This window comes from Enterobacter sp. 198 (assembly GCF_009025585.1).
Taxonomy (GTDB): Bacteria; Pseudomonadota; Gammaproteobacteria; order Enterobacterales; family Enterobacteriaceae; genus Enterobacter; species Enterobacter ludwigii.
This window is the reverse complement of sequence record NZ_WCIM01000021.1, coordinates 18,847-39,166: the sequence shown is the minus strand read 5'-3', so window position 1 is coordinate 39,166 and position 20,320 is coordinate 18,847. Positions and strand designations below refer to the sequence as shown.

The window sequence follows — 20,320 nt, the reverse complement described above, 5'->3', positions numbered from 1 at the left end:
TCCACTCATTCCGATTGCATCTTTTGAAACATTTTCAGCCAGGACGCGAAGTTTTCACAAACGACGTAGTACTTTCTCTGAGAGGTTTTAAATGAAATTGAATCTGATTGTCAGAAGTTTCGTGCTGGCTGGAATGATCATGTCCAACAGTCCCTCTTATGCGGCGGAAGCACCAAAGGACGCGTCTGCCGCAACACAACAAGCCAACAATGCCCTTTTTAACCAGCTTCCTTTCTCCGATAACACCGATTTTACCAATGCCCATAAAGGATTTATCGCTCCACTTCCTCAGGACGTTATCAAAGGCGAACAAGGCAATGTCATCTGGGATCCCCAACAGTATTCATTTATTAAAGAAGGTGATAAATCGCCGGATTCGGTAAACCCCAGTTTATGGCGTCAATCCCAGCTGATTAATATCAGCGGTCTGTTTGAAGTTACCGAAGGGGTATATCAGATCCGCAATCTCGATCTGTCAAATATGACCATCATCGAAGGCAAAGAAGGGATTACCGTCGTTGACCCGCTGGTCTCGGCAGAAACCGCCAAAGTCGGCATGGATCTTTATTACAAAAATCGCGGCCAAAAACCGGTCGTGGCGGTGATTTATACCCACAGTCATGTTGACCACTATGGCGGTGTGCGGGGTGTGGTTGATGAAGCAGACGTGAAGGCTGGCAAGGTAAAAGTTTATGCCCCTTCCGGATTTATGGAGGCGGCGGTTGCGGAAAATATCATGGCGGGCAACGTTATGAGTCGTCGCGCCAGTTATATGTATGGCAACCTGCTGAAGCCTGATGCGAAAGGACAAGTGGGTGCGGGTCTGGGGACGACCACGTCCGCCGGTACCGTCACCCTTATCGCACCGACTAACATCATTGAAAAAGACGGACAAAAAGAGGTCATTGACGGGCTGACCTACGATTTTATGCTGGCCCCCGGCTCTGAAGCACCTTCAGAAATGCTCTGGTTTATCGAAGAGAAAAAAATCATTGAATCCGCAGAGGATGTGACCCATACGCTGCATAACACCTACTCGCTGCGCGGCGCAAAAATTCGTGAACCGCTGCCCTGGTCAAAATATATTAACCAGGCGATTGTGCGCTGGGGCGATAAAGCCGACATCATCATGGCACAGCATCACTGGCCAACCTGGGGCAATGATAATGTCGTCACACTGCTGAAGAGCCAGCGCGACCTCTACCGTTACATCAACGACCAGACGTTACGCATGGCGAATGAAGGCCTGACGCGTGATGAAATCGCCGCTAATTTCAAACTCCCGGATTCCCTCGCCCATACCTGGGCTAACCGCGGTTACTACGGTTCTGTCAGTCATGACGTTAAAGCCACCTATGTGCTCTATCTGGGCTGGTTCGACGGTAATCCCGCCACGCTGGATGAACTGCCTCCTGAAGAGGCTGCGAAGAAATTCGTTGAGTATATGGGCGGCGCGGAGGCCATTCTGAACAAAGCGAAAACTGACTTCGATCAGGGCAACTATCGCTGGGTGGCGCAGGTCGTGAGTAAAGTGGTGTTTGCCGACCCGAACAATCAGGCCGCGCGTAATCTCGAAGCAGATGCGCTGGAGCAACTGGGTTATCAGGCGGAATCCGGCCCGTGGCGCAACTTCTACCTGACCGGCGCGCAAGAGCTGCGTAACGGCGTGGTGAAAGGCCCGACCCCGAACACCGCCAGCCCGGATACCGTGCGGGCGATGACGCCAGAGATGTTCTTCGACTACCTTGCCGTTCATATCAATGGCCAAAAAGCCGGCGATGCCAAATCGGTGTTTAACATCGATCTGGGCAGCGATGGCGGCAAATACAAACTTGAACTGGAAAACGGCGTGCTGAACCACACGGCAAATGCCGAGGCGAAAGACGCTGACGCTACGCTTACCCTGAACCGTGATACCCTGAATAAAATTATCCTGAAAGAAGTCACGCTGAAACAGGCGCAGGACAGTGGCGATATCAAGATCAGCGGCGACAGTGCCAAACTGGACGCTATGCTTGGCTATATGGATAAGTTCGATTTCTGGTTTAATATTGTGACACCGTAACGGTGCAAAACAGACGGGCGGTCCTTCCGCCCGTTCCTGCTTCACTTGCTCCCAGGAAAGGGTAAAGAGCATTTATGGAAAAAAGAAAAAAAACGACGCCAGAGCGGGCTGCCTGGCCGACGCGTCAGGCGATGGTCATGCACGGGCTGGCGATGAACCTGCCGTGGCTGGCATTCGTCAACATCAGCTTCGCCGTGATGATCCTGCTGCGCCACGTCTCGCTTAAGCCCGACGACCCCCTCTACCTCCGGTCGCTTCCTCTGCTGAAGTTTATCGATGCCTCGATGTTCGGCATTATTATTCTGTCAGCTGCGTTAATCATCATGGCCTGGCGACGTATTGCCGGCATCAGCGTGGTGCTCTTTTTCTGTAGCGTCATCTGGTCGATATCCTGTTTCTGGTTTATCACCGATCTGTTGCTGCCTCACGTCTGGCCCCTGTGCGCGATTCTGTTACTCGCCGGGTTGACGGCGCTCTACTTTTACCCCCGTGGGTTACTCGCCTTCGTGATCCCGCTCTGGGTCACGCTACCGGTCGCAAGCTGGGTACTCAATGATGGTGTCAACCTTCACTTTGCCGCCGTCTGGACCGTCTTTACGCTGATTTTGCTCTGCGGGCGTTTCATCCTGATAAGCTGGTTTGATGAGGCCTGGCGACGTAACCAGCAAAACCAGCTGTTGATTTCGCGGCTGGAAGCGCTGGCGCATCAGGATCCGTTAACCCAGACCGCCAACCGTCGCAAGATGGAAGTGGTGCTGGAGAATGCCGTTGAGCAGAAAAAAGCCTTCTCGCTGATTATGCTGGATATAGATTATTTCAAACTTTACAACGACACCTATGGTCATCAGGCCGGTGACGAATGTTTGACCCGCGTGGCGCAGGTGCTCCGGCAGTCGGTGCGAACACCGGACGATGTCGTGTCTCGCTACGGCGGTGAAGAGTTTGTGGTGATCCTCTTTGATTGCCCGGAAAACACAGCCGAAAAAGTTGCCATGCGTATTCAGGACGGCCTGCGCGCGGAAGCGATAGCGCACGATGCCTCAAAAGTCAGCGATCACGTCACCGTAAGCATGGGCATTGCAGGAATGGCAGAGGGACTGGCGGGGACGGAGATTATCGCCCGCGCCGATGAGGCGCTGTACCGGGCGAAAGCGGCCGGACGGGACCGCTGGTCACGATAGCCGTGTCGGGTGGACGTTGCGCCAGCCCGACACGCTTTGTTTTAATACCGTACACATACCGATTTGGTTTCACACCAGCCATCCAGCCAGTCCGGGCCGAAATCGCGCCCGGTGCCGGACTGCTTCATGCCACCAAACGGCAGGTTGGCGTCGATCAGCGTATGGCTGTTCACCCAGACGGTTCCCGCCTGCAGCCGGTCGGTGTATTCCAGCGCCTTGCTGATATTTTGCGTCCAGACGCTGGCCGTCAGCCCATATTCGGTGTCGTTGGCCAGCGCCAGCGCTTCTTCGCCATCCGCGACGCGCACCAAGTTGACCACCGGGCCGAACACTTCTTCGCGGGTGAGTCGCAGCGCGGCATCCGGGTTCACCACCAGCGTCGGCGACACGTAATAACCGTTGCCATCCGGCCCCCGGTTACCGGTGATCAACTCCGCATTGCGCGATTTTGCCTCGTCGAGGAAGGTCTGCACTTTATCGCAGTGCGCGCGCGAGACCAGCGGGTTGATGAACGCCTCCGGCGACATGCCCGGCCCGACGCTCAGGGATTTCACCGCCTGTTCAAACCCGCTGACCAGCGTGTCAAACAGCGGCGCTTCAATATAGATACGGGAGCTCGCCGCACAAACCTGCCCCTGGTTCAGGAAACTGCCGGTCATCAGGCCTTCAATTACCCAGGCCGGGTCAGCATCTTTCAGCACGATAGCCGGGTTTTTACCCCCCAGCTCCAGCGTCACCCCCGTGAGCGTATCCGCCGCCGCGCGGGCAATTTGCTTGCCTGTCGCCGTTGAGCCAGTAAAGCTCACTTTGGCAATATGCGGATGTGAGGTCAGCGCGGCACCGCACACCGCACCGCTTCCCGTGACCACATTAAACACCCCGTCGGGGATGCCCGCTTCACTTGCCAGTTCCGCCACGCGCAGCATGGTGAGCGGCGTGGTTTCTGAAGGCTTAATGACAATGGAACACCCCGCCGCCAGCGCAGGCATGACTTTCCACATCCCGATCATCAGCGGGAAGTTCCACGGCACAATCCCGGCCACCACGCCAACCGGCTCTTTGCGCGTCCACGCCTGATAGCGGGCCCCCTGCGGTAAGGGGATGGAGAGGTCGAGGGTTTTACCGGCAATTTTCGTGGTAAGCCCTGCGGTATAGCGCATCCAGTTCAGGGTGCAGCCCACTTCAAAGGCGCGGGAGATATGAATGGATTTCCCCTGCTCCAGCGTCTCAAGCTGGGCCAGCTCTTCGCTGTGCTGCTCAACCAGATCGGCGAAATGCAGCAGGATACGCTCACGCTCCGCCGGTAATTTTCCGGCCCAGCTACGGGCAACAAACGCACGCCAGCCGGACATCACGGCGCGGTCGACATCATCAACGCTGGCATCGGCGGTGGAAGCGATGACGTCGCCCGTTGCCGGGTTATAGACATTGAGCCGCTTTTCACTGTCCGACGCGGCCTGACGCCCTTCAATCCACAGGCCATGATGTCGGTCTAAAAACTGCTGTACGGCAGGCTGAACGGCTACCTGAGATTCAGACATAGGGTACTCCTTCGTTTTTATTCGCAGGGTGTTAATGCAGTCTAAGAGGGGTTTTGGATTCTCGCTTTTGTCTCTGTGACATTCGCTTTGCCACCTGTGACAGGCTCCGCAAATCGTGATAATTCCGTCTTATAACGCTGTTACCGGTGAGTGTTCTTTCCTATAGTCAGCCTCATAGCTCTGACAAAATGCAACACAAATGCAACAATGCAAAAACATTGACGGTGCAGCGAGATAAGCGATGGCGTGTGCAAGCGAAGAGGAACAGTATCAACAGTGGCTGGCACAAATTAACCAGGTCTGCGGGCGTTTTAATGCGCGTCCGCTGGAGGGGAAATTCGTCGGCGAGCTGGAAACCAGCTATGCCCGTAGCCTGAAGTTAAGCACCGTAACCGCAGGTGGCGTTAACCTGTTCCGATCCCGCCATGAGATTAACGACAGTAACGATGCCTGGTTCTACACCGTATTTCAGCTGGAAGGCAGCGCGGAGATTGAACAGGACGACCGCCGCGCGGTGCTGAAGACCGGCGATATCACGCTGCTTGATGCTTCCCGCCCGTGCTCCATTGCCTGGCATGAAAAATCCCGCCAGATTTCGCTGCTGGTTCCGCGCCAGATTATTGAGCAACAGTGTCGTTTTCAGGAGGTAAACTGCGCGCTCACCCTTTCGCGCACGCTGCCCACCGTTCAGTTAAGCCACCACCTGCTGATGGAAAGTATGGGGAATGCCGATCTGAGTGACCGGGAGAGTGAAGCGGCGCTGGAAGCGATGATCTGTCTGCTTCGCCCCGCGTTCCAGCAGCGCGACGTGGCTCAGCCACGTAAAGAACGCCTGTTCCGCAATGTGCTGTCATTGATTGACGATCATATTCAGTCTGAATCACTGCGACCGGAATGGATTGCTGCACAGAGCGGGATGTCGGTGCGAAGCCTCTACCGCATGTTTGCTGATAAGGGGCTGGTGGTCGCCCAGTACATTAAAAACCGCCGTCTCGACCTGTGCGCACAAGTGTTGCGCTCCGCCAGCGATGATGAAAAGCTGGCGGGCATTGGCTACAGCTGGGGCTTTTCCGACCACAGCCATTTTTCAACCGCCTTTAAGCAGCGTTTTGGCGTCTCGCCTGGCGAATATCGTAAGCGCTTTCGCTAACTACTTCTTCAGCCATTTCCCGTTGATGCCTTTCACGTACTCGCCCGGCTGGGCGCGGGCAACCAGCTTTTGCCCTGCCATTTTCGCCACTTCATCCACCGGCAGATTGTTGCTGTCAGCCAGCTTCTGATAGCTTTCCGTGCGCGCGGCGTTAATGCGATTGACCAGCGCCAGGGTTTCCGCATCCTGTTTGATTGGCGCAAGATAACCGCTCAGGGTTTCCCCCACGCGCCCCTGCGTCCGGGCGTCATTTAAGGTCAGCGTTGCCGCCTGCACGTTCATGCCGAGCGCCAGTAACATCAGAGCTAATCGTTTCATGGCATCCTCAGAACAGATCGCTGCGTGATTTCAGCAGGGTTTCAACGTCTTTATCGACCTTAATGTGGATCTCATGTTCGATTTTGACATTCATATTGATGGTAATCGGCTCCTTCGGCGCGGCGACTTCAATGCGCGGCGTACAGCCGGTCAGTAGCGCGGCAACGGCAACGGCAACGGTGAGCACACCAGCCATCTTTTTCATTGTTGTTCCTCACTTTCCTTGCCAGTCGAACTGCGGATACCAGGTATTGCCGCGTGTTGCTCAAACCAGGTTTGCAGGTTGTCTCCAAAACGCAGGCTGCGCCAGAGGGTAAAGACATTCTCTTCATGGGTATAGTTCAGATTAACGTAGCTGCTTTTACCCTCTACCCGACTGGTTCCCTTAAGGGTCGCCTGCATGGTTAATTCACCCAGATTATCTAAATTGATTCTTGTCCACGAGCGAGAAATTTCCATATAGCGCAGCCAGTTAATTGCGGCGCCCGCCACCATATTATCTTTTACGATGGCGTCCGCCGTGTCTTTATCGATACGCAGCGTCATCGGGCCGGGGTTGGTCAGCCAGCCATCTTTGATGATCCATTTTTCATTGTCCAGCCAGAACGGCAGCGCCCCGCTCACCGGGCCAGACATCGCAAACTGCTTCGGATTAACAGCGCTGATCAGCTCGCTGGAGGAGATATTGTCTACCCGCAACAGCGCCGGATCGTGTTGCGGCATCCTCAACTGCTGCATGGTGATTTTTCCGCCGAGGGTTTCCACCTTCACATTGGTGAGCAAAAGCGGGTTCGCCTCACTCCAGGGGTAGTCACCCTGCAGGTCCGCCGTGATATTCCGCGCGGTCACCAGGTTTACCACCTCGCCAATCCGTAAGGTTACCGGGCCGCGCGTTCCCAGCGACCAGGTGCCCTCACTAAACCGGAACGGCAGGACAAAGTCGACGCCGTTGATCTGGTTGTCTGGCATCCAGGCGCTACCGGCTTTCAGTACGCCGTGACCGCCCGCCTCAAAGCCCTGACCCGCGGCTGCCGAGAAGGCCACCTGCGCATACAGTTCGCCGTCACGCAGCGTCATTTTCCAGTCTGGCGGGATCAACGGCTGGAACACGGTGAGGGATTGTTTCGGCCACCAGGCCTGCCCGCGAAGGCGTTCCCCGTCCCAGCGTCCGTTCACCTGTACCGGTCCGATAGCATCAGCATGCAGATCGCCCTTGAACTGGAACAGTGTCGGGTCTGTTCCGTCTACGCTGAAGGTCAGCACCGACGGCGGCAATACGCTGCCGCCGCTGAAACGGGTTTGCCCGGCATTCAGCGACAGCGCTCCGCTGAACGTCGGCTTGTCAGGATCGCGATACCAGCGCACCGGGTTATCCAGCACCAGACGTGGTTTACTGACCTCCATGGCACCGTACTTGAGCTGGTCGAAACCGGTTGAAAGCGCGGTCAGCTCAATAAGTTTGTCGCGCCATTCGCCTTTTCCGGCAACATCCCAGCGCGCATTCATTGGGGTGAAGCCCCCTTTGCCCCAGTAGCGCCACTGCCACAGGCCGTTGTCGGGTAAAAAGTCACTGGCCTGGCCATCCAGATGCAGTTCAAAATCACCCATCTCGTTCTCGTGTGCCCGCAAAATGGCCTGCAGGCGTCCATCGACACCCTTTTGGGTCAGCCTGACGCCCGCCAGCGGCCAGCGAATTTCATCAATATCCAGTGAATCGATAATGCGACCACGTGAGCGCAGCAGCGCGCCCGGCTCAAAGGAGAGCTGCGGTTCATACAGGCTTCCGGTCAGTTTTGCCGGCAGTCTGGCATAGAGCACCAGGTCGTTATGTTTCGCCTCGCCGCTCAGATGAAGCGGCATGTCGCTTTGTTCCATGCTGAGCCTGCCCGGTCCGATATTCAGCACCGCGTTGCCCTTCCCCGCATCCCCTTGAGTGAGCACATTCAGACGCCCGGTCAGGGTCGCTTTCTCAAGCCCCGCCTGCCAGTTATCGACACGAAGGCCAACGCGCCCGTTCAGCGGCATGCCGGAAAGGTTCCAGTTCCAGCGTCCGTCACTGATATTCAGCTGTTCCGCGGTTATTTGCCACGGCAGATCGAGCAGCGGATCGGGGTTATCCCGCGCCATGACCACCAGTTGCCCCTGATTGGCTTCCCAGTCGAGATCGGCATCGACCAGCGAGGTTAACTGTGGCACGTTAAAGGTCGCAACCGCATGGCCTTTAACCGGCACGCCGTCCGGCACCAGCGGCAGGGTGAATTGTCCCACCAGTTTTATCGGCTGTGGCTGGTCGGGAAGTTGTACATCAAACTGGGTGACAGAGAGGGTCTGACCGCGGAGCATCCCTTTAATGCTAACCTGCTCACCTTTGTAGGCAATCTCCTGACGCGCGGGCGTCAGCGACGCCTGAAGTTCTCCCTGCCACTGCTGCCAGGGCGAGAGCGTCAGACGATGGACAGTAAGCCAGGTATTCGGTAACACCGCCTGCCACTGTGCCAGCGTTTTGGGCGCTACCGTGGACGGTGCGGACTGGGGAATTTTATTGAGGCAAACGGAGTTCAGTTCGAGCGCGCCGACATCCAGTTTCCAGCGGCTGGGGTGCGACAGGGTCGCGTTATCGACTCGGGCAATTTCGCAGTCATCCACAAGATAGCGAAGATCGGGGATAATCAGGGCATGACGCGTGAGTCTGGGACTTTGTTCAAAGGCGATGCGTGTCCCGACTGGAAGCCAGATCCCGGCAAGGGTTGGTACCCACTGGGCAAGGGTCATCAGCAGCGTCAGCGGCACCAGAATGAACAGCAGTAAGAGCGCGATTGCGGCTTTGTATGTACCCCTCATGGGCAGTTAATATCCTGATTTAGCGAAAGAATTAAGCCGACAGTGCCGATCATTGTCGCATGTTTAGCCAGTCAGTTGAAGAGAATGCCAAATTTAAGGATAGATGCTCTAAAATAATTGATAGAACTTATTGAATTCAATAATATTTCAGAAATTGTAAGATAATTTTAATCATGCTAACGTGAATGCAAAATCACTGGAGAAAGTCTTATGAAACTCGCGGTATATAGCACAAAGCAGTACGACAAAAAGTATCTGCAACATGTTAACGAGGCTTACGGGTTTGAGCTTGAATTTTTCGACTTTCTGCTGTCCGAAAAAACCGCCAAAACGGCGCACGGCTGTGAAGGCGTTTGCATTTTTGTGAATGATGATGGCAGCCGTCCGGTGCTGGAAGAGTTGAAAAAACAGGGCGTGAAATATATCGCCCTGCGCTGCGCTGGCTTCAACAACGTGGATCTTGATGCCGCAAAAGAGCTGGGACTGAAGGTGGTCCGCGTCCCGGCATATTCTCCGGAAGCGGTCGCGGAACATGCCATCGGTATGATGATGTCGCTGAACCGTCGTATTCACCGTGCTTATCAACGTACCCGTGACGCCAACTTCTCTCTGGAAGGGCTGACCGGCTTTACCATGTACGGTAAAACCGCGGGCGTTATCGGTACTGGTAAAATTGGCGTCGCCGCCCTGCGCATTCTGAAAGGGTTTGGTATGCGTCTGCTGGCGTTTGATCCGTACCCAAGCGCTGCCGCGCTGGATCTGGGCGTGGAATATGTCGACCTGCCGACGCTGTTTTCACAGTCTGACGTTATCTCCCTGCACTGCCCGCTGACGCCGGAAAACTACCACCTGCTCAACCAGGCGGCGTTTGACCAGATGAAAGATGGCGTGATGATCATCAACACCAGCCGCGGCGGGTTGATTGATTCCCAGGCCGCTATTGAAGCGCTGAAGACCCAGAAGATTGGCGCGCTGGGGATGGACGTGTATGAGAATGAGCGCGATCTGTTCTTTGAAGACAAATCTAATGACGTGATCCAGGACGACGTATTCCGCCGTCTGTCTGCCTGCCATAACGTCCTGTTCACCGGACACCAGGCGTTTCTGACTGCCGAAGCGCTGATCAGCATTTCAGAAACCACGCTGGGGAACTTGCAGCAGCTGGAAAAGGGTGAAGAGTGCCCTAACGCTATCGTGTAAATCTATATGCCGGGTGCGGCTCTGCCCTGCCCGGCCAGCTACGCCCGGTCTGGTGTCCAGCGCCGGTGAGCAAAGCGCCACCAGAGCAGGACAGCCAGCAGCGCAATGGCGCTGAGCACGCTAAAGGCCGTCGCAAAAGAGTAATGACCGGCAATCGTGCCGGTTAACGCCGGGCTCATTGCTGCCCCGACACCCTGCATCAGCATTACCACGCTCTGCCCGGCATTCACGTGCCCACTCCCGCGCAACAGCACCACGATAAACGACGGCACGACAACGCCCAGAATCCCCGCGGCCAGACCATCAAGAATTTGTACCGGGATCATCATCAACGGGGCGTCTGTGGAGGCTGCCAGTGCCGCCCGAACGGGCATGATCAGCAGGGCCAGCATGATGAAACGCCAGTAACCGTAGCGCTCAATTCGGCCTGCCACCCCCATGGCGACGGGGATCATCACCGCCTGAGAAATGATGACGGTGGCCGCCGCAAATAATCCGGGATTGATGGTTGCCGGTGCCGCAGCAACCCTCATGCTCAGCATCGGCAGCAGTGCGGCATTGGCCAGATGGAACAGCAGCAGCGTCAGCCCGGTTATCAACAGCGCCCGGTTTTTAATCAGCACCGCGACGCCGGGGACCGGTTGACGGTCTGAAGAGGTCAGCCCCCGCGCCGCATCGTTGTCGATATCTGTATGACGAATGGCAAGCAGCGCGCACAACGTCAGAAGCGTCGTACAGGTCATCAGCAGGAAAATGCCCCCGACGCCCCAGAACCAGGCAATGCCGCCTGCAATCACCGCCGTCAGGAAATTGCCGGCGTGGTTGAACGCCTCGTTCTTCCCCATCTGCGCGCTAAACCCGCTCGGGCCCGTCAGACCCAGCGTAATACCCGCAATCAGTGGCCCCACAAACGCCGCGCAGATACCGGTGATAATTTGCGAGACGGCGACGACGCCGCTCTGCTGACTAAACCAGAGCAGCAGCGTACTCAGCGTAATGGCGATACAAAGCAGTGCCAGAACCGAACGCTTATTGCGGGAGGTATCCGTAATAAATCCCGCCGGCAGCGTTGCCAGTAATCCCGCCAGCCCCCCGGCGGTCATCAGGATGCCGATATCATCCGGGGTCCAGTGACGTTCCGTCAGGAAGATGCCGAGAAAGGGCCCGAGGCCATCGCGAACATCAGCAATGAAAAAACTTGTCAGGCACAACGCCCGCAGTGAACGAAGAGACATACTTCCTGCCTTTTGCATATTGGCTGGCTCTGTTAGCGACGGCCTGTACGTTCGACGCCCTGTTAAAATCACGATGCAGTATACCGGAGCGTGTTGAAGCTAAAATGACCTCTCCACTCTTCTGCCGCGGCAAACTCTTTTTATAGAACTTCACGCTTTCCAGATACGCCCATTTATGGGAGTATTTAGGAATCGATTGTTTCCTAAATGATGAACACAATGTCTGAGAAGCTACAGAACGCACGCGAGCGCGGACGTCCGCGGCAGTTTGATCTCGATGCGGCCCTGGATCTGGCGATGCCGGTATTCAGAGAAAAGGGTTACCACAGCGCGTCGATAAGTGACCTGAGCGACGCGATGCAGCTCACTGCGGGCAGTATTTATAAAGCCTTTCACGATAAACGTGGCCTGTTCCTGCAGGTATTCGCGCGTTATACCTCCCTGCGCAATCAATCGTTGCGCGAGCGTCTGGCGCGACAACCTGATGGCCGGGCCAAAATAGCCGAGCTGCTGAACTTTTATCTTGAATCGGCCAGCGCTGTCGAAGGACGCCGCGGCTGCCTGGTGGTCGGCAGCACCCTTGAACTCAGCCAGTTTGACGGCGAAATTGCCGGGCTGGTGCAGAGCGCGCTTGCGCGAAATCAGCACGCGATCCTCCAGCTGATCGAACAGGGTATGCATGACGGTTCAGTTAATTCGCGACACGACGCGCAGGCGTTGAGCGGCGTTTTGCTGTGCCTGGTCCTGGGCATGCGTGTGGCGGGCAAAGCCGGAGAATTACCGGCACGCGAACGGCTGGTAGAGACGGTGATGGCGCTACTCGCCTAAAAAATTTATCCATAAAGGAAATGATCATTTCCTAAATAGCTGGAGGTAGTCATGTCTGAGAATTCAATCCCCCTTCCGTGGTCGCAGCCTGTCGCGGGCTTGCCCGATTTTGCGCACTATTACTCAACGGTTGATGGGGTTCGTCTGCACTATGTCAGAGGCGGACAGACGCAAGGTGAAACAATCGTGCTGCTTGCAGGCTTCCCGCAAAGCGGGTTTGCCTGGCATAAGGTGATGGCTCTTTTAGCCGATCGTTACGATATCATTGCACTCGACCTCCCGGGCCAGGGCGACTCCGATAAGCCACAGTCTGGCTACGATACCCTTACGCTTGCCAGTTCGGTTTTTGGGCTGGTGCAGACACTCGGGATCACAAGACATTACCTGGCCGCCCACGATGTAGGTGCATGGGTTGCCTGGCCGTATGCCCTGCGTTATGAACAGCAGGTAATCAAGCTGGCTCTGCTTGATGCCGGTATCCCGGGTATTACTTTGCCGGACGCCCTGCCCGCGACGCCAGAAAAAGCCTGGAAAACCTGGCACTTCGCGTTTCATCTTCTCCCCGACCTGCCGGAAGCCTTAATTAGCGGGCGTGAAGAGATTTACCTCGAATGGTTCCTGCGGCGAAAAACCGCCAGTCCGATGGCCTTTAGCGATGCGGATATCGCCCGGTATGTCCGCCTGATGCAGCAAAACGGCGCGCTGCGTGCCGGGCTGGCCCCTTACAGAGAAGCGGCGGTCTCCGCTGTTCAGAACCGGACGCTGGCTGAAACGCAAAAACTTCGGGTGCCGCTGCTGGCCGTCAGTGCCGATCAGGGTTCGATTGCCGATATGGCTGCCCCGCTTCGCCAGTTTGCAGAGACGGTGAGTGGCATTACGCTTGCTCATTGCGGTCATTTCATTCCGGATGAACAACCTCAGGCCCTGAGTGAGGCCCTGGCAGACTTCTTCCGTTAACAGGAAGCGCACGGTGTTGATCACTGCTGGCACCGTGCCCTGCTTCATCAACAAAGACAATTGCTGTCGCCATAAAATAAACCTCGCTCAAAATTTATTAAGGAGTTAATCTCGCAAAGAAAATAAGGGGGCATTATGAAAAACTTGATACTCAGTGTTATCGCAAAAATTTCCAAAATGGACGCTGAAGCTAAAGAGCTGGCGGCCAAAGTAGAAGCACAGTCTTTGTTGATAGGCGCGTTGTTACTGACCATTGGTAAAAATGGCGGTATGAACGAAATGCTCGAGAATGTCAGAAAAGCGATCAACGCGGCGCTTGAAGCAGCAGATACGCCGCTCAAATCCGACGCTGAAATGTTACTGAACGAATTCAATAACCTGATTTTATTAACCCAGCTACTCGAAACTAATGACTCAGAGATAAGTATCGAGTCGTTAAAGGAAGCCCCAGGCGAAACGGCCTCAGATTGAAACCCATTCCTAGAGGCTGGAGTTCAGTCTCCAGCTTCTCGTTAAACCCACGCCTTACGCGCAGCGCGCCATGACCGTGTGAGCGTGATTAGACTTTACCAAGCAGAATATTCAACATCCGTCGCAAGGGTTCCGCAGCGCCCCACAACAGCTGATCGCCGACCGTCAAAACCGAGTATATAGGGTCATTGTTAAGCGACATTTTCTTGTAACGGCCAATACCCACCTGCAGCGAACCGCTAATGTTAGCGGGAGTCAATTTACTGACACTGTCATCCTTATTATTGGGCACATAGTTAACCCATGGATGGGAATGCGTCACAAGCTCTGCAAATTCTTCTTCGCTGACTTCACGCTTGAGCTTCAGGGTTATTGCAGCACTATGGCAACGGATCACACCGACCCGAATACACAAGCCATTTACTGCAATCGTACCCGGAGAGAGACCAAGAATTTTGTTCGTTTCTGCCTCACCCTTCCATTCTTCTCTGCTATTACCATCCCCTAAATCGCTGTCAATCCATGGAATAATATTGCCCATTAAAGGCGCGCCGAAATTCTGGATGGGCATGTTAGCACTGTTAATTAATTCACTCACTTTATTGACTAAAGGAAGCACTGAACCTGAGGATTCCAGCTCATCAGAAGATAAATGTTTACTGATATAAGCGCTTTGAGCAATTAATTCCCGGACATATTTAGCACCCGCTCCGGATGCAGACTGATAGGTCATCACACTCATCCATTCTATCAGGTCAGCTTTAATTAAGCCTGACAGTCCCATAAGACTCAGCGTAATGGAACAATTGCCCCCAACAAAAAGTTTAATTCCCTCTTTGATGGCATGATCGATATTTGTGCGGTTAACCGGGTCGAGAATAATGCAGGCTTTTTCATCCATCCGGAGCGCTGAGGCCGCATCAATCCAGTAGCCTTGCCAGCCATGACTAATCAACTCAGGATAAATTGCTTTGGTATAATCCCCGCCCTGACAGGTTATGATGATATCCATTTCGGCCAGGGCGCTAATAGAATTAGCATCTTTGAGTGTGTGGTTGACGCCACCAATGACGGGACCAGCGGCACCTGCACTGGAAGTACTGTAAAAATGCGCGGAAATATTGTCGAAGTCGTTCTCTTCGACCATTCTTTGTAACAAAACAGAGCCCACCATTCCTCGCCAACCAACAATACCAACCTGCTTCATTTGCTTAACCTTAATGACGTTATGAGAATGTTAATTTTTCAAAACATGTTATATCTCATCCCACATTAATGGTCATTACGAATTACATCATATTCGGCAATTATTAAAATGTTTCATACGGCATCAGAAATTTTTATACCTTTTACACGGCATAAATAATTAAAGTTGTGGGTAAGACATAATCAAACAAAAACCGGGCATCACGCCCGGTTTGGTTTCTGACCTGAATAAGCGCTACGCACTCAATCCACGATTCTCCAGCATCGGTTCAATCCTCGGATCGTGCCCACGCCACTGGCGGTAAAGTTCAGCTCAATCACTACTGCTCCCGCGCGACAAAATCACCTCGCGGAATGTCTGTCCGTTTTCGCGGGTCAAACCACCCTGCTCGACAAGCCACTGATAGCCATCGTCTGCCAGCATTTGCGTCTATAGGTAATCCAGATTCAGTGTTTGATAATACAGATCAACCTTTTTTATCTGTGGTAAACCTTGCTATTACTTCTTTTTCATCTGCAATTTTACCAAGATTTTCTGGCGCTATTATTCTGCCAACGGGTGTGTATCCGTAGTTTGTCTGAAAGGTCTCATAAAAAAGTACCAGGGTACGATGGCCATATAACATGAGATCGCCCTGATTAATGGTTCCAGGTTTGACCTGGCGGGTCGGTAAGGGACGGGGCAGATCAGCAAATTTCTCGTTCCCGTTAAGTTCCTCCATCGTTAGAGTCAGGGGAAGCTGTTCAATAAATTCCTGTGCGGCTGGATTATTCTTAAGTTCAATGTAAAAAGTTTGCTGATTGATAGTCATTTTAATGGTCACGGCTTCTTCCTTGCCTGGCTGCAAAGAATTACTGGCACGAACCGGGAATAAAAAGCTCGCGATGATAATAAATAACAGGAATAATATTTTTTTCATCCAGATTCTCTCCCGTAAATGTGCTGCACCTTTCAGGTGCAGCATCAATGATTATTTTAGATAAGCTTTTACAAAGAGGTCAATTTATCAAATGGGTTCAAATCCGTATGCTTTTCTCCGGACTCCTCTCTTACTGGAAATTCTACACGATAGATGTATGCTGACTAGCTAATGAATGCTTAATGGGCTTATAAGCTATAGTTATATTTTGTGAGTATTTCACCGATGAAACGTAATTTGAATGACCTCCTTTATTTCATTACCGTCACCCGTGAAGGGAGTTTAACCCGTGCGGAGGCTCAACCAGGGGGGCGCAACCGGCTCTCAGCCCGGCAATATCGGCGTGGGAATAACGGCTGCAGATCAGCCTGCTCATACGAACTACCCGTAACGAATCTCCAATTAATGAGCTGTACTCATAATCAATATAAATTTATTCGCATTATCGAATTAATGCTCTACTGCTAAGATTATCCCTGTTCAGGAATGTGTCACTGAAGTCTGAAGAGATCGAACCTGATCTCAGTCTGATAGTGGTGACAACAGCCCATCTCCTATTCAGGAAGAGTAAAAATGACAGATAACATCATAGGCAAAGTAATTGTAATCACGGGCGCATCAAGCGGTATGGGTGAAGCGGCTGCACGTTATCTTGCTGAAAAAGGAGCAAAGGTTGTGATGGCTGCGCGGAGAATAGACCGCACAGAGGCCATTGCGAGTGAGCTCCAAAAGCAGAATAAAGAAGCCATCGCCGTCGCAACCGATGTGACGAAACTTGATGACGTAAACAACCTCATTGAGACTGCGGTCAACAAATTCGGTCGTGTAGATGTTCTTATCAATAATGCCGGCCTGATGCCTCTTTCCCGCCTTGAACAGGGAAATGTCGATGAATGGAATCAGATGATTGATGTCAATCTGCGCGGGGTTCTACACGGGATTGCTGCGGTGCTGCCTTATATGAAATCACAAAAAACAGGTCATATCATTAACACCGCATCTGTTGCTGCACACCTTGTCTTCCAGAGTTCTGCTGTCTATTCGGCGACAAAATTTGCTGTTCGTGCATTAACCGATGGTTTGCGCCAGGAAATGGCGGCACATAACATTCGCGTCACGCTAGTCTCCCCCGGTGCTGTTAAAACAGAACTGCTGGAGCATATAACGGATAAAGATGTTAAGGCTGCAAACCAGGATTATGTTGAAAATGTTGGCGTACCAGCAGAAACCTTTGCACGCATGGTAGCCTTCGCAATTAATGAACCAGAAGATGTTGGTGTGAGTGAAATTATTTTCAGACCAACGGCTCAGGAATTGTAATTAGTTTAGTGGCGGCAACTGGAGAAAAACTATCAGGATTTAGGCTTTTAGATTCGGCATACCCATATGCCTTTTCCTAAGCCTAAAAACACGATTTTTCCTGCACCTAACAGCGAGAAATGTCCGCTTCTGGCACGAAGCGGACAAGATGGCTAGGCTGAAGGTCTGTTGTGAGCGAAAAGCGGAAGTTCGCATTTGTCGTAACAACCGGGAGCTGGGACTATCATTGGCATCTGATAATCAACAGGGAGAAGAGCAGGTCACGGTTTCTCAAAAAATATCTTCAGGCAGCGAGAATTGCAGAATGCTGACGAAGATGATTTTGGAAAAGTTCTGCATAATCTGGTGATACAGCGGCATTTACGCTTTCCCTTTTCGCAAGTGCAGTTTTCCATGCGGAAATCCGCGGAAGTTCCTCAAAAATCGCCTCAGATACTGATGCATCAATGATGGAGAAGTAACGGAAAACAGGAGCGTAGATCGCATCAACCATACTGAATTTGGAACCCGAGAAATAAGGCCCTGAATTCAATTCAGATTCAATATATTCAAGTTGCTCACGGAGCACAGCGCGTTTGCTGTCTGCCATGGCCTGATCAGTCGCATTTAAAAATTGCCAGGCATTTCCAAGCATTAATGTAGAGAACTCGATCCATGCTCGCTGTCTAGCCCTTTCTAATGCATCGTCAGCATACAGCGAATCACCATCTTGCGTTTCATTAAGATACTCGCAGATCACCATGCTCTCAAAAATAATGGCATCTTCGCCCTCTGCATGATGCACTTTAAGTAGCGGTACCTTGCCGGTGGGTGACAGAGCAAGAAACCAGTCAGGCTTCGCCGACAGATCTACATTTACACGGTCAAATGGCACATTTTTTTCGAGAAGAACGATCGCTGAACGCTGCACAAAGGGACACAATGGGTGGCTAATCAGTGTCAGGTCATGGGTAGACATCTCAACCCCCAGATAAAATAATAGCCCGCCGCCATAAAAGGTGGCGGGCTTGATGAATTGTAAATCTTATTTTGGTGGCTTAGATTGAAACGCCGCCGTCGATGATGATTTCTGAACCCACGGTCCAGGCAGACGCATCGGAGGCAAAGTAAAGCACCGCTTGCGCGACTTCCTGAGGCTTACCAAAACGACCGGCAGGGATGGTTGCAACGATATCTTTCATCACTTGATCATGATATTCCACGGGGATCCCCGCCTTATCGTAAAGCGGCGTGTCAACCGGGCCTGGGCTCACCGCGTTGATACGGATCCCGCGAGAAAGTAACTCGTTAGACAGTGTTTTCGACATGTTGAGTAATGCGGCTTTGGTGGAGCCATAAACTGAAGAGTTCACCGGGCCCGTGTGCGCATTTATAGATGTATTAAAGACCACTGATGCAGAGCTTGCGAACACTGGCAACAGCGCCTGCATCAGGAAATAAGGACCTTTAACGTTGATATCATAAATGCGGTCGAACATTTCTTCTGTCCATGCCTCAATTGGCATATACATTGATATACCCGCATTCAGGAAAGCAATATCCAGCTCACCAAAATGTTCCTGAACCGTCTGAGCCAGCGCTTTCTGTGCATTCACATCTGCAGAATCCGCGCTCACGACGACCACATATTTACCCAGCTCGAGTTTCGCCTTTGCGACAGAATCAGGGTTAATACCAGTAACCATTACGCGTGCACCTTCTGCGACAAACAGCTTCGCGGTTGCAAGACCAATACCACTTGTTCCACCCGTGATGAGTGCGCGTTTACCTTGTAATCTGGACATGAACATATCTCCCGTGAGTTTTAACAGCTGATCGGCAAATGACCGATTTGATCGCCACTCTATACTCATGCTTTAAGGGTGATAAGATTGTATTTATGAATATGTTCCATGCGTTAAAAGCATAAATAGGTTTAGGATGGACAGATTACTTTTGATGACATGCTTTGTCCGCACTGCGGAGACAGGCAGCTTTTCTGCAGCAGGCAGGGATTTAGGCTTAGGGCAACCGAACGTGAGTCGTCATGTTGCAACCCTCGAAGAGCATTTGCAGACCAGATTACTCCACCGATCAACCCGCAAGCTTTCCCTGACTCCTGAAGGAGAACGTTATTATCTGGAAGCAAGGCGTATTCTGGAAGCGGTCGAAGAGTCAGAGTCTTCTTTCAGAGAAAATGTGACGCCCACAGGGTTACTGCGCGTTGCTTGTCCCACTGCACTGGCTCACACATTTTTGATTCCGCGCATACCCGATTTTTTAGAACGCTACCCTGAGCTAACACTCGATCTACAGATTAATGACCGCTATATCAATCTCGTTGATGAAGGCGCTGAGCTGGCAATCCGCATTGGTCACCTTGAGGACAGTGCAATGCGTGCCCGCAGACTTGGCATGTATGAGCGAGTCTGTGTTGCCAGTCACAAGTACCTGGCTGAACATGGGATTCCTGACACCCCGGAGGATTTAAAAAAACATGATTGTTTGATCTATACCCTATTATCAACGGGCGCTACCTGGAGATTTCGGGATATGGATGTGCCTGTTTCTGGCCGGCTCAGGGTCAATTCACCTGAAGCAGTGCAGAAATTTGTCAATGCTGGGGTTGGGATCGCACAGGGCCCAGAATGGTTGTTCGAGGAGGGACTGGCAAATGGCAACTTACAATTATTACTGGCGGATTACACTGCATCTCCCGTTCCCATTCAGGCTGTTTATGTTGCAAATCGACTTTTACCAAAACGCGCGATTGTGTTCATGGATTTTGTTGCTGAGATTTTTGAAAAAAATCCCGGCTTCAAAGTTTACAACCCATTGAAATGAAGCTGAGATGACGAACTGACCGGCTGGCCGTAAATTGCATAGCAAGGTGTAAATAACTTCCGCTCTTGGCACGAAGCGGCCAAACTCACTGGAGTGGACATTCAATTTATAAGGGAAAAAATTGCTGATTTTGCATTCAGGCCCTGTTAACTTGAATGACAATGAAAACACACTCTGTCCTATTCCATTCAATGATTATTATCACCTGTCTGACTCAGGTGGGATAACGTTCGCCATTTTCCCGCCGGTAAGGCGGGCCTTACC

Annotated in this window: 18 protein-coding genes and 2 pseudogenes; 10 read left to right on the top strand and 10 right to left on the bottom strand. The window is 52.5% G+C overall.

What is annotated here, in order from left to right:
• Positions 1-91 precede the first annotated feature (91 nt).
• Positions 92-2,065: an alkyl/aryl-sulfatase gene (locus F8561_RS12545; RefSeq protein ID WP_047744588.1), complete on the top strand. Its 1,974-nt coding sequence runs from the start codon at positions 92-94 to the stop codon at positions 2,063-2,065.
• Positions 2,066-2,139: 74 nt separating this feature from the next.
• Complete coding sequence (locus F8561_RS12540) at positions 2,140-3,246, top strand: GGDEF domain-containing protein (protein WP_044858382.1); 1,107 nt, start codon at positions 2,140-2,142, stop codon at positions 3,244-3,246.
• Between the two features lie 41 nt (positions 3,247-3,287).
• Here the strand turns inward: F8561_RS12540 and F8561_RS12535 are convergent, their stop codons facing one another.
• A complete protein-coding gene (locus tag F8561_RS12535; RefSeq protein WP_063925004.1) occupies positions 3,288-4,787 on the bottom strand; it encodes an aldehyde dehydrogenase family protein in 1,500 nt (499 codons plus the stop codon).
• Positions 4,788-5,028: 241 nt separating this feature from the next.
• On the opposite strand from F8561_RS12535, the gene feaR reads away from it, so the two are divergent.
• Positions 5,029-5,937 (top strand): transcriptional regulator FeaR, encoded by a 909-nt coding sequence (feaR, locus tag F8561_RS12530; protein WP_151887535.1) that lies wholly within the window; start codon positions 5,029-5,031, stop codon positions 5,935-5,937.
• Here feaR and F8561_RS12525 read toward each other — a convergent pair whose 3' ends face one another.
• The 3 genes from F8561_RS12525 to F8561_RS12515 are packed head-to-tail and all read right to left on the bottom strand — an operon-like array spanning position 5,938 to position 9,096.
• A complete protein-coding gene (locus F8561_RS12525; RefSeq protein ID WP_014169919.1) occupies positions 5,938-6,255 on the bottom strand; it encodes a YdbL family protein in 318 nt (105 codons plus the stop codon).
• 7 nt (positions 6,256-6,262) lie between these two features.
• Positions 6,263-6,460: a YnbE family lipoprotein gene (locus F8561_RS12520; protein ID WP_151887534.1), complete on the bottom strand. Its 198-nt coding sequence runs from the start codon at positions 6,458-6,460 to the stop codon at positions 6,263-6,265.
• Positions 6,457-9,096: a YdbH family protein gene (locus F8561_RS12515; RefSeq protein WP_151887533.1), complete on the bottom strand. Its 2,640-nt coding sequence runs from the start codon at positions 9,094-9,096 to the stop codon at positions 6,457-6,459. The genes F8561_RS12520 and F8561_RS12515 overlap by 4 nt, the downstream gene beginning before the upstream one ends.
• Before the next feature lie 210 nt (positions 9,097-9,306).
• Here F8561_RS12515 and F8561_RS12510 point away from each other — a divergent pair, with 210 nt between their 5' ends.
• Complete coding sequence (locus F8561_RS12510) at positions 9,307-10,296, top strand: 2-hydroxyacid dehydrogenase (protein ID WP_014169916.1); 990 nt, start codon at positions 9,307-9,309, stop codon at positions 10,294-10,296.
• Positions 10,297-10,334: 38 nt separating this feature from the next.
• Here F8561_RS12510 and F8561_RS12505 read toward each other — a convergent pair whose 3' ends face one another.
• On the bottom strand, positions 10,335-11,531 hold the full coding sequence (locus F8561_RS12505; RefSeq protein WP_151887532.1) for an MFS transporter: 1,197 nt from the start codon (positions 11,529-11,531) through the stop codon (positions 10,335-10,337).
• Positions 11,532-11,750: 219 nt separating this feature from the next.
• Here F8561_RS12505 and F8561_RS12500 point away from each other — a divergent pair, with 219 nt between their 5' ends.
• From F8561_RS12500 to iraP, 3 genes are all read left to right on the top strand, one after another.
• Positions 11,751-12,359 carry a TetR/AcrR family transcriptional regulator gene (locus F8561_RS12500; protein WP_072126414.1) on the top strand — a complete coding sequence of 203 codons (609 nt, stop codon included), beginning with the start codon at positions 11,751-11,753 and terminating at the stop codon, positions 12,357-12,359.
• A gap of 51 nt (positions 12,360-12,410) precedes the next feature.
• On the top strand, positions 12,411-13,316 hold the full coding sequence (locus F8561_RS12495; protein WP_049022938.1) for an alpha/beta fold hydrolase: 906 nt from the start codon (positions 12,411-12,413) through the stop codon (positions 13,314-13,316).
• 135 nt (positions 13,317-13,451) lie between these two features.
• Positions 13,452-13,787, top strand: coding sequence for an anti-adapter protein IraP (iraP, locus tag F8561_RS12490; RefSeq protein ID WP_014169912.1), 336 nt, complete (start codon positions 13,452-13,454; stop codon positions 13,785-13,787).
• Positions 13,788-13,875: 88 nt separating this feature from the next.
• On the opposite strand, the gene asd is transcribed toward iraP, so the two are convergent.
• The 3 genes and pseudogenes from asd to F8561_RS12475 form a co-directional block, all read right to left on the bottom strand.
• Positions 13,876-14,994: an aspartate-semialdehyde dehydrogenase gene (gene asd / locus F8561_RS12485; protein WP_151887531.1), complete on the bottom strand. Its 1,119-nt coding sequence runs from the start codon at positions 14,992-14,994 to the stop codon at positions 13,876-13,878.
• A 234-nt stretch (positions 14,995-15,228) separates the two neighbouring features.
• Positions 15,229-15,423, bottom strand: a pseudogene (locus F8561_RS12480) (M3 family metallopeptidase); the annotation flags it as partial.
• Between the two features lie 37 nt (positions 15,424-15,460).
• Entirely contained in the window at positions 15,461-15,913 is a 453-nt protein-coding gene (locus tag F8561_RS12475) for a cyclophilin-like fold protein (protein ID WP_151887530.1), read from the bottom strand.
• A 225-nt stretch (positions 15,914-16,138) separates the two neighbouring features.
• Here F8561_RS12475 and F8561_RS24405 point away from each other — a divergent pair.
• Both F8561_RS24405 and F8561_RS12465 read left to right on the top strand, forming a co-directional pair.
• A pseudogene (locus F8561_RS24405) lies at positions 16,139-16,263 on the top strand (helix-turn-helix domain-containing protein); the annotation flags it as partial.
• A gap of 223 nt (positions 16,264-16,486) precedes the next feature.
• The gene (locus F8561_RS12465) at positions 16,487-17,233 is read left to right on the top strand and encodes an SDR family oxidoreductase (RefSeq protein ID WP_151887529.1); all 747 of its coding nucleotides are present in this window, start codon (positions 16,487-16,489) and stop codon (positions 17,231-17,233) included.
• A 283-nt stretch (positions 17,234-17,516) separates the two neighbouring features.
• On the opposite strand, the gene F8561_RS12460 is transcribed toward F8561_RS12465, so the two are convergent.
• Entirely contained in the window at positions 17,517-18,191 is a 675-nt protein-coding gene (locus F8561_RS12460; protein ID WP_151887528.1) for a glutathione S-transferase family protein, read from the bottom strand.
• A gap of 79 nt (positions 18,192-18,270) precedes the next feature.
• Entirely contained in the window at positions 18,271-19,017 is a 747-nt protein-coding gene (locus F8561_RS12455) for an SDR family oxidoreductase (RefSeq protein ID WP_121339731.1), read from the bottom strand.
• Between the two features lie 136 nt (positions 19,018-19,153).
• Here F8561_RS12455 and F8561_RS12450 point away from each other — a divergent pair, with 136 nt between their 5' ends.
• Positions 19,154-20,056, top strand: coding sequence for a LysR family transcriptional regulator (locus F8561_RS12450; RefSeq protein ID WP_040017377.1), 903 nt, complete (start codon positions 19,154-19,156; stop codon positions 20,054-20,056).
• The last annotated feature ends 264 nt before the right edge of the window (positions 20,057-20,320 follow it).

Excerpts from the sequence above, each read along its gene's own strand:
- F8561_RS12450 (WP_040017377.1), top strand. The coding sequence starts at position 19,154 with ATGGACAGATTACTTTTGATGACATGCTTTGTCCGCACTGCGGAGACA.
- F8561_RS12510 (WP_014169916.1), top strand. The coding sequence starts at position 9,307 with ATGAAACTCGCGGTATATAGCACAAAGCAGTACGACAAAAAGTATCTG.
- F8561_RS12540 (WP_044858382.1), top strand. The coding sequence starts at position 2,140 with ATGGAAAAAAGAAAAAAAACGACGCCAGAGCGGGCTGCCTGGCCGACG.
- iraP (WP_014169912.1), top strand. The coding sequence starts at position 13,452 with ATGAAAAACTTGATACTCAGTGTTATCGCAAAAATTTCCAAAATGGAC.
- F8561_RS12495 (WP_049022938.1), top strand. The coding sequence starts at position 12,411 with ATGTCTGAGAATTCAATCCCCCTTCCGTGGTCGCAGCCTGTCGCGGGC.
- F8561_RS12545 (WP_047744588.1), top strand. The coding sequence starts at position 92 with ATGAAATTGAATCTGATTGTCAGAAGTTTCGTGCTGGCTGGAATGATC.
- F8561_RS12525 (WP_014169919.1), bottom strand. The coding sequence starts at position 6,255 with ATGAAACGATTAGCTCTGATGTTACTGGCGCTCGGCATGAACGTGCAG.
- F8561_RS12515 (WP_151887533.1), bottom strand. The coding sequence starts at position 9,096 with ATGAGGGGTACATACAAAGCCGCAATCGCGCTCTTACTGCTGTTCATT.
- F8561_RS12455 (WP_121339731.1), bottom strand. The coding sequence starts at position 19,017 with ATGTCCAGATTACAAGGTAAACGCGCACTCATCACGGGTGGAACAAGT.
- F8561_RS12475 (WP_151887530.1), bottom strand. The coding sequence starts at position 15,913 with ATGAAAAAAATATTATTCCTGTTATTTATTATCATCGCGAGCTTTTTA.
- F8561_RS12460 (WP_151887528.1), bottom strand. The coding sequence starts at position 18,191 with ATGTCTACCCATGACCTGACACTGATTAGCCACCCATTGTGTCCCTTT.
- F8561_RS12500 (WP_072126414.1), top strand. The coding sequence starts at position 11,751 with ATGTCTGAGAAGCTACAGAACGCACGCGAGCGCGGACGTCCGCGGCAG.
- F8561_RS12465 (WP_151887529.1), top strand. The coding sequence starts at position 16,487 with ATGACAGATAACATCATAGGCAAAGTAATTGTAATCACGGGCGCATCA.
- asd (WP_151887531.1), bottom strand. The coding sequence starts at position 14,994 with ATGAAGCAGGTTGGTATTGTTGGTTGGCGAGGAATGGTGGGCTCTGTT.
- F8561_RS12505 (WP_151887532.1), bottom strand. The coding sequence starts at position 11,531 with ATGTCTCTTCGTTCACTGCGGGCGTTGTGCCTGACAAGTTTTTTCATT.
- feaR (WP_151887535.1), top strand. The coding sequence starts at position 5,029 with ATGGCGTGTGCAAGCGAAGAGGAACAGTATCAACAGTGGCTGGCACAA.
- F8561_RS12520 (WP_151887534.1), bottom strand. The coding sequence starts at position 6,460 with ATGAAAAAGATGGCTGGTGTGCTCACCGTTGCCGTTGCCGTTGCCGCG.
- F8561_RS12535 (WP_063925004.1), bottom strand. The coding sequence starts at position 4,787 with ATGTCTGAATCTCAGGTAGCCGTTCAGCCTGCCGTACAGCAGTTTTTA.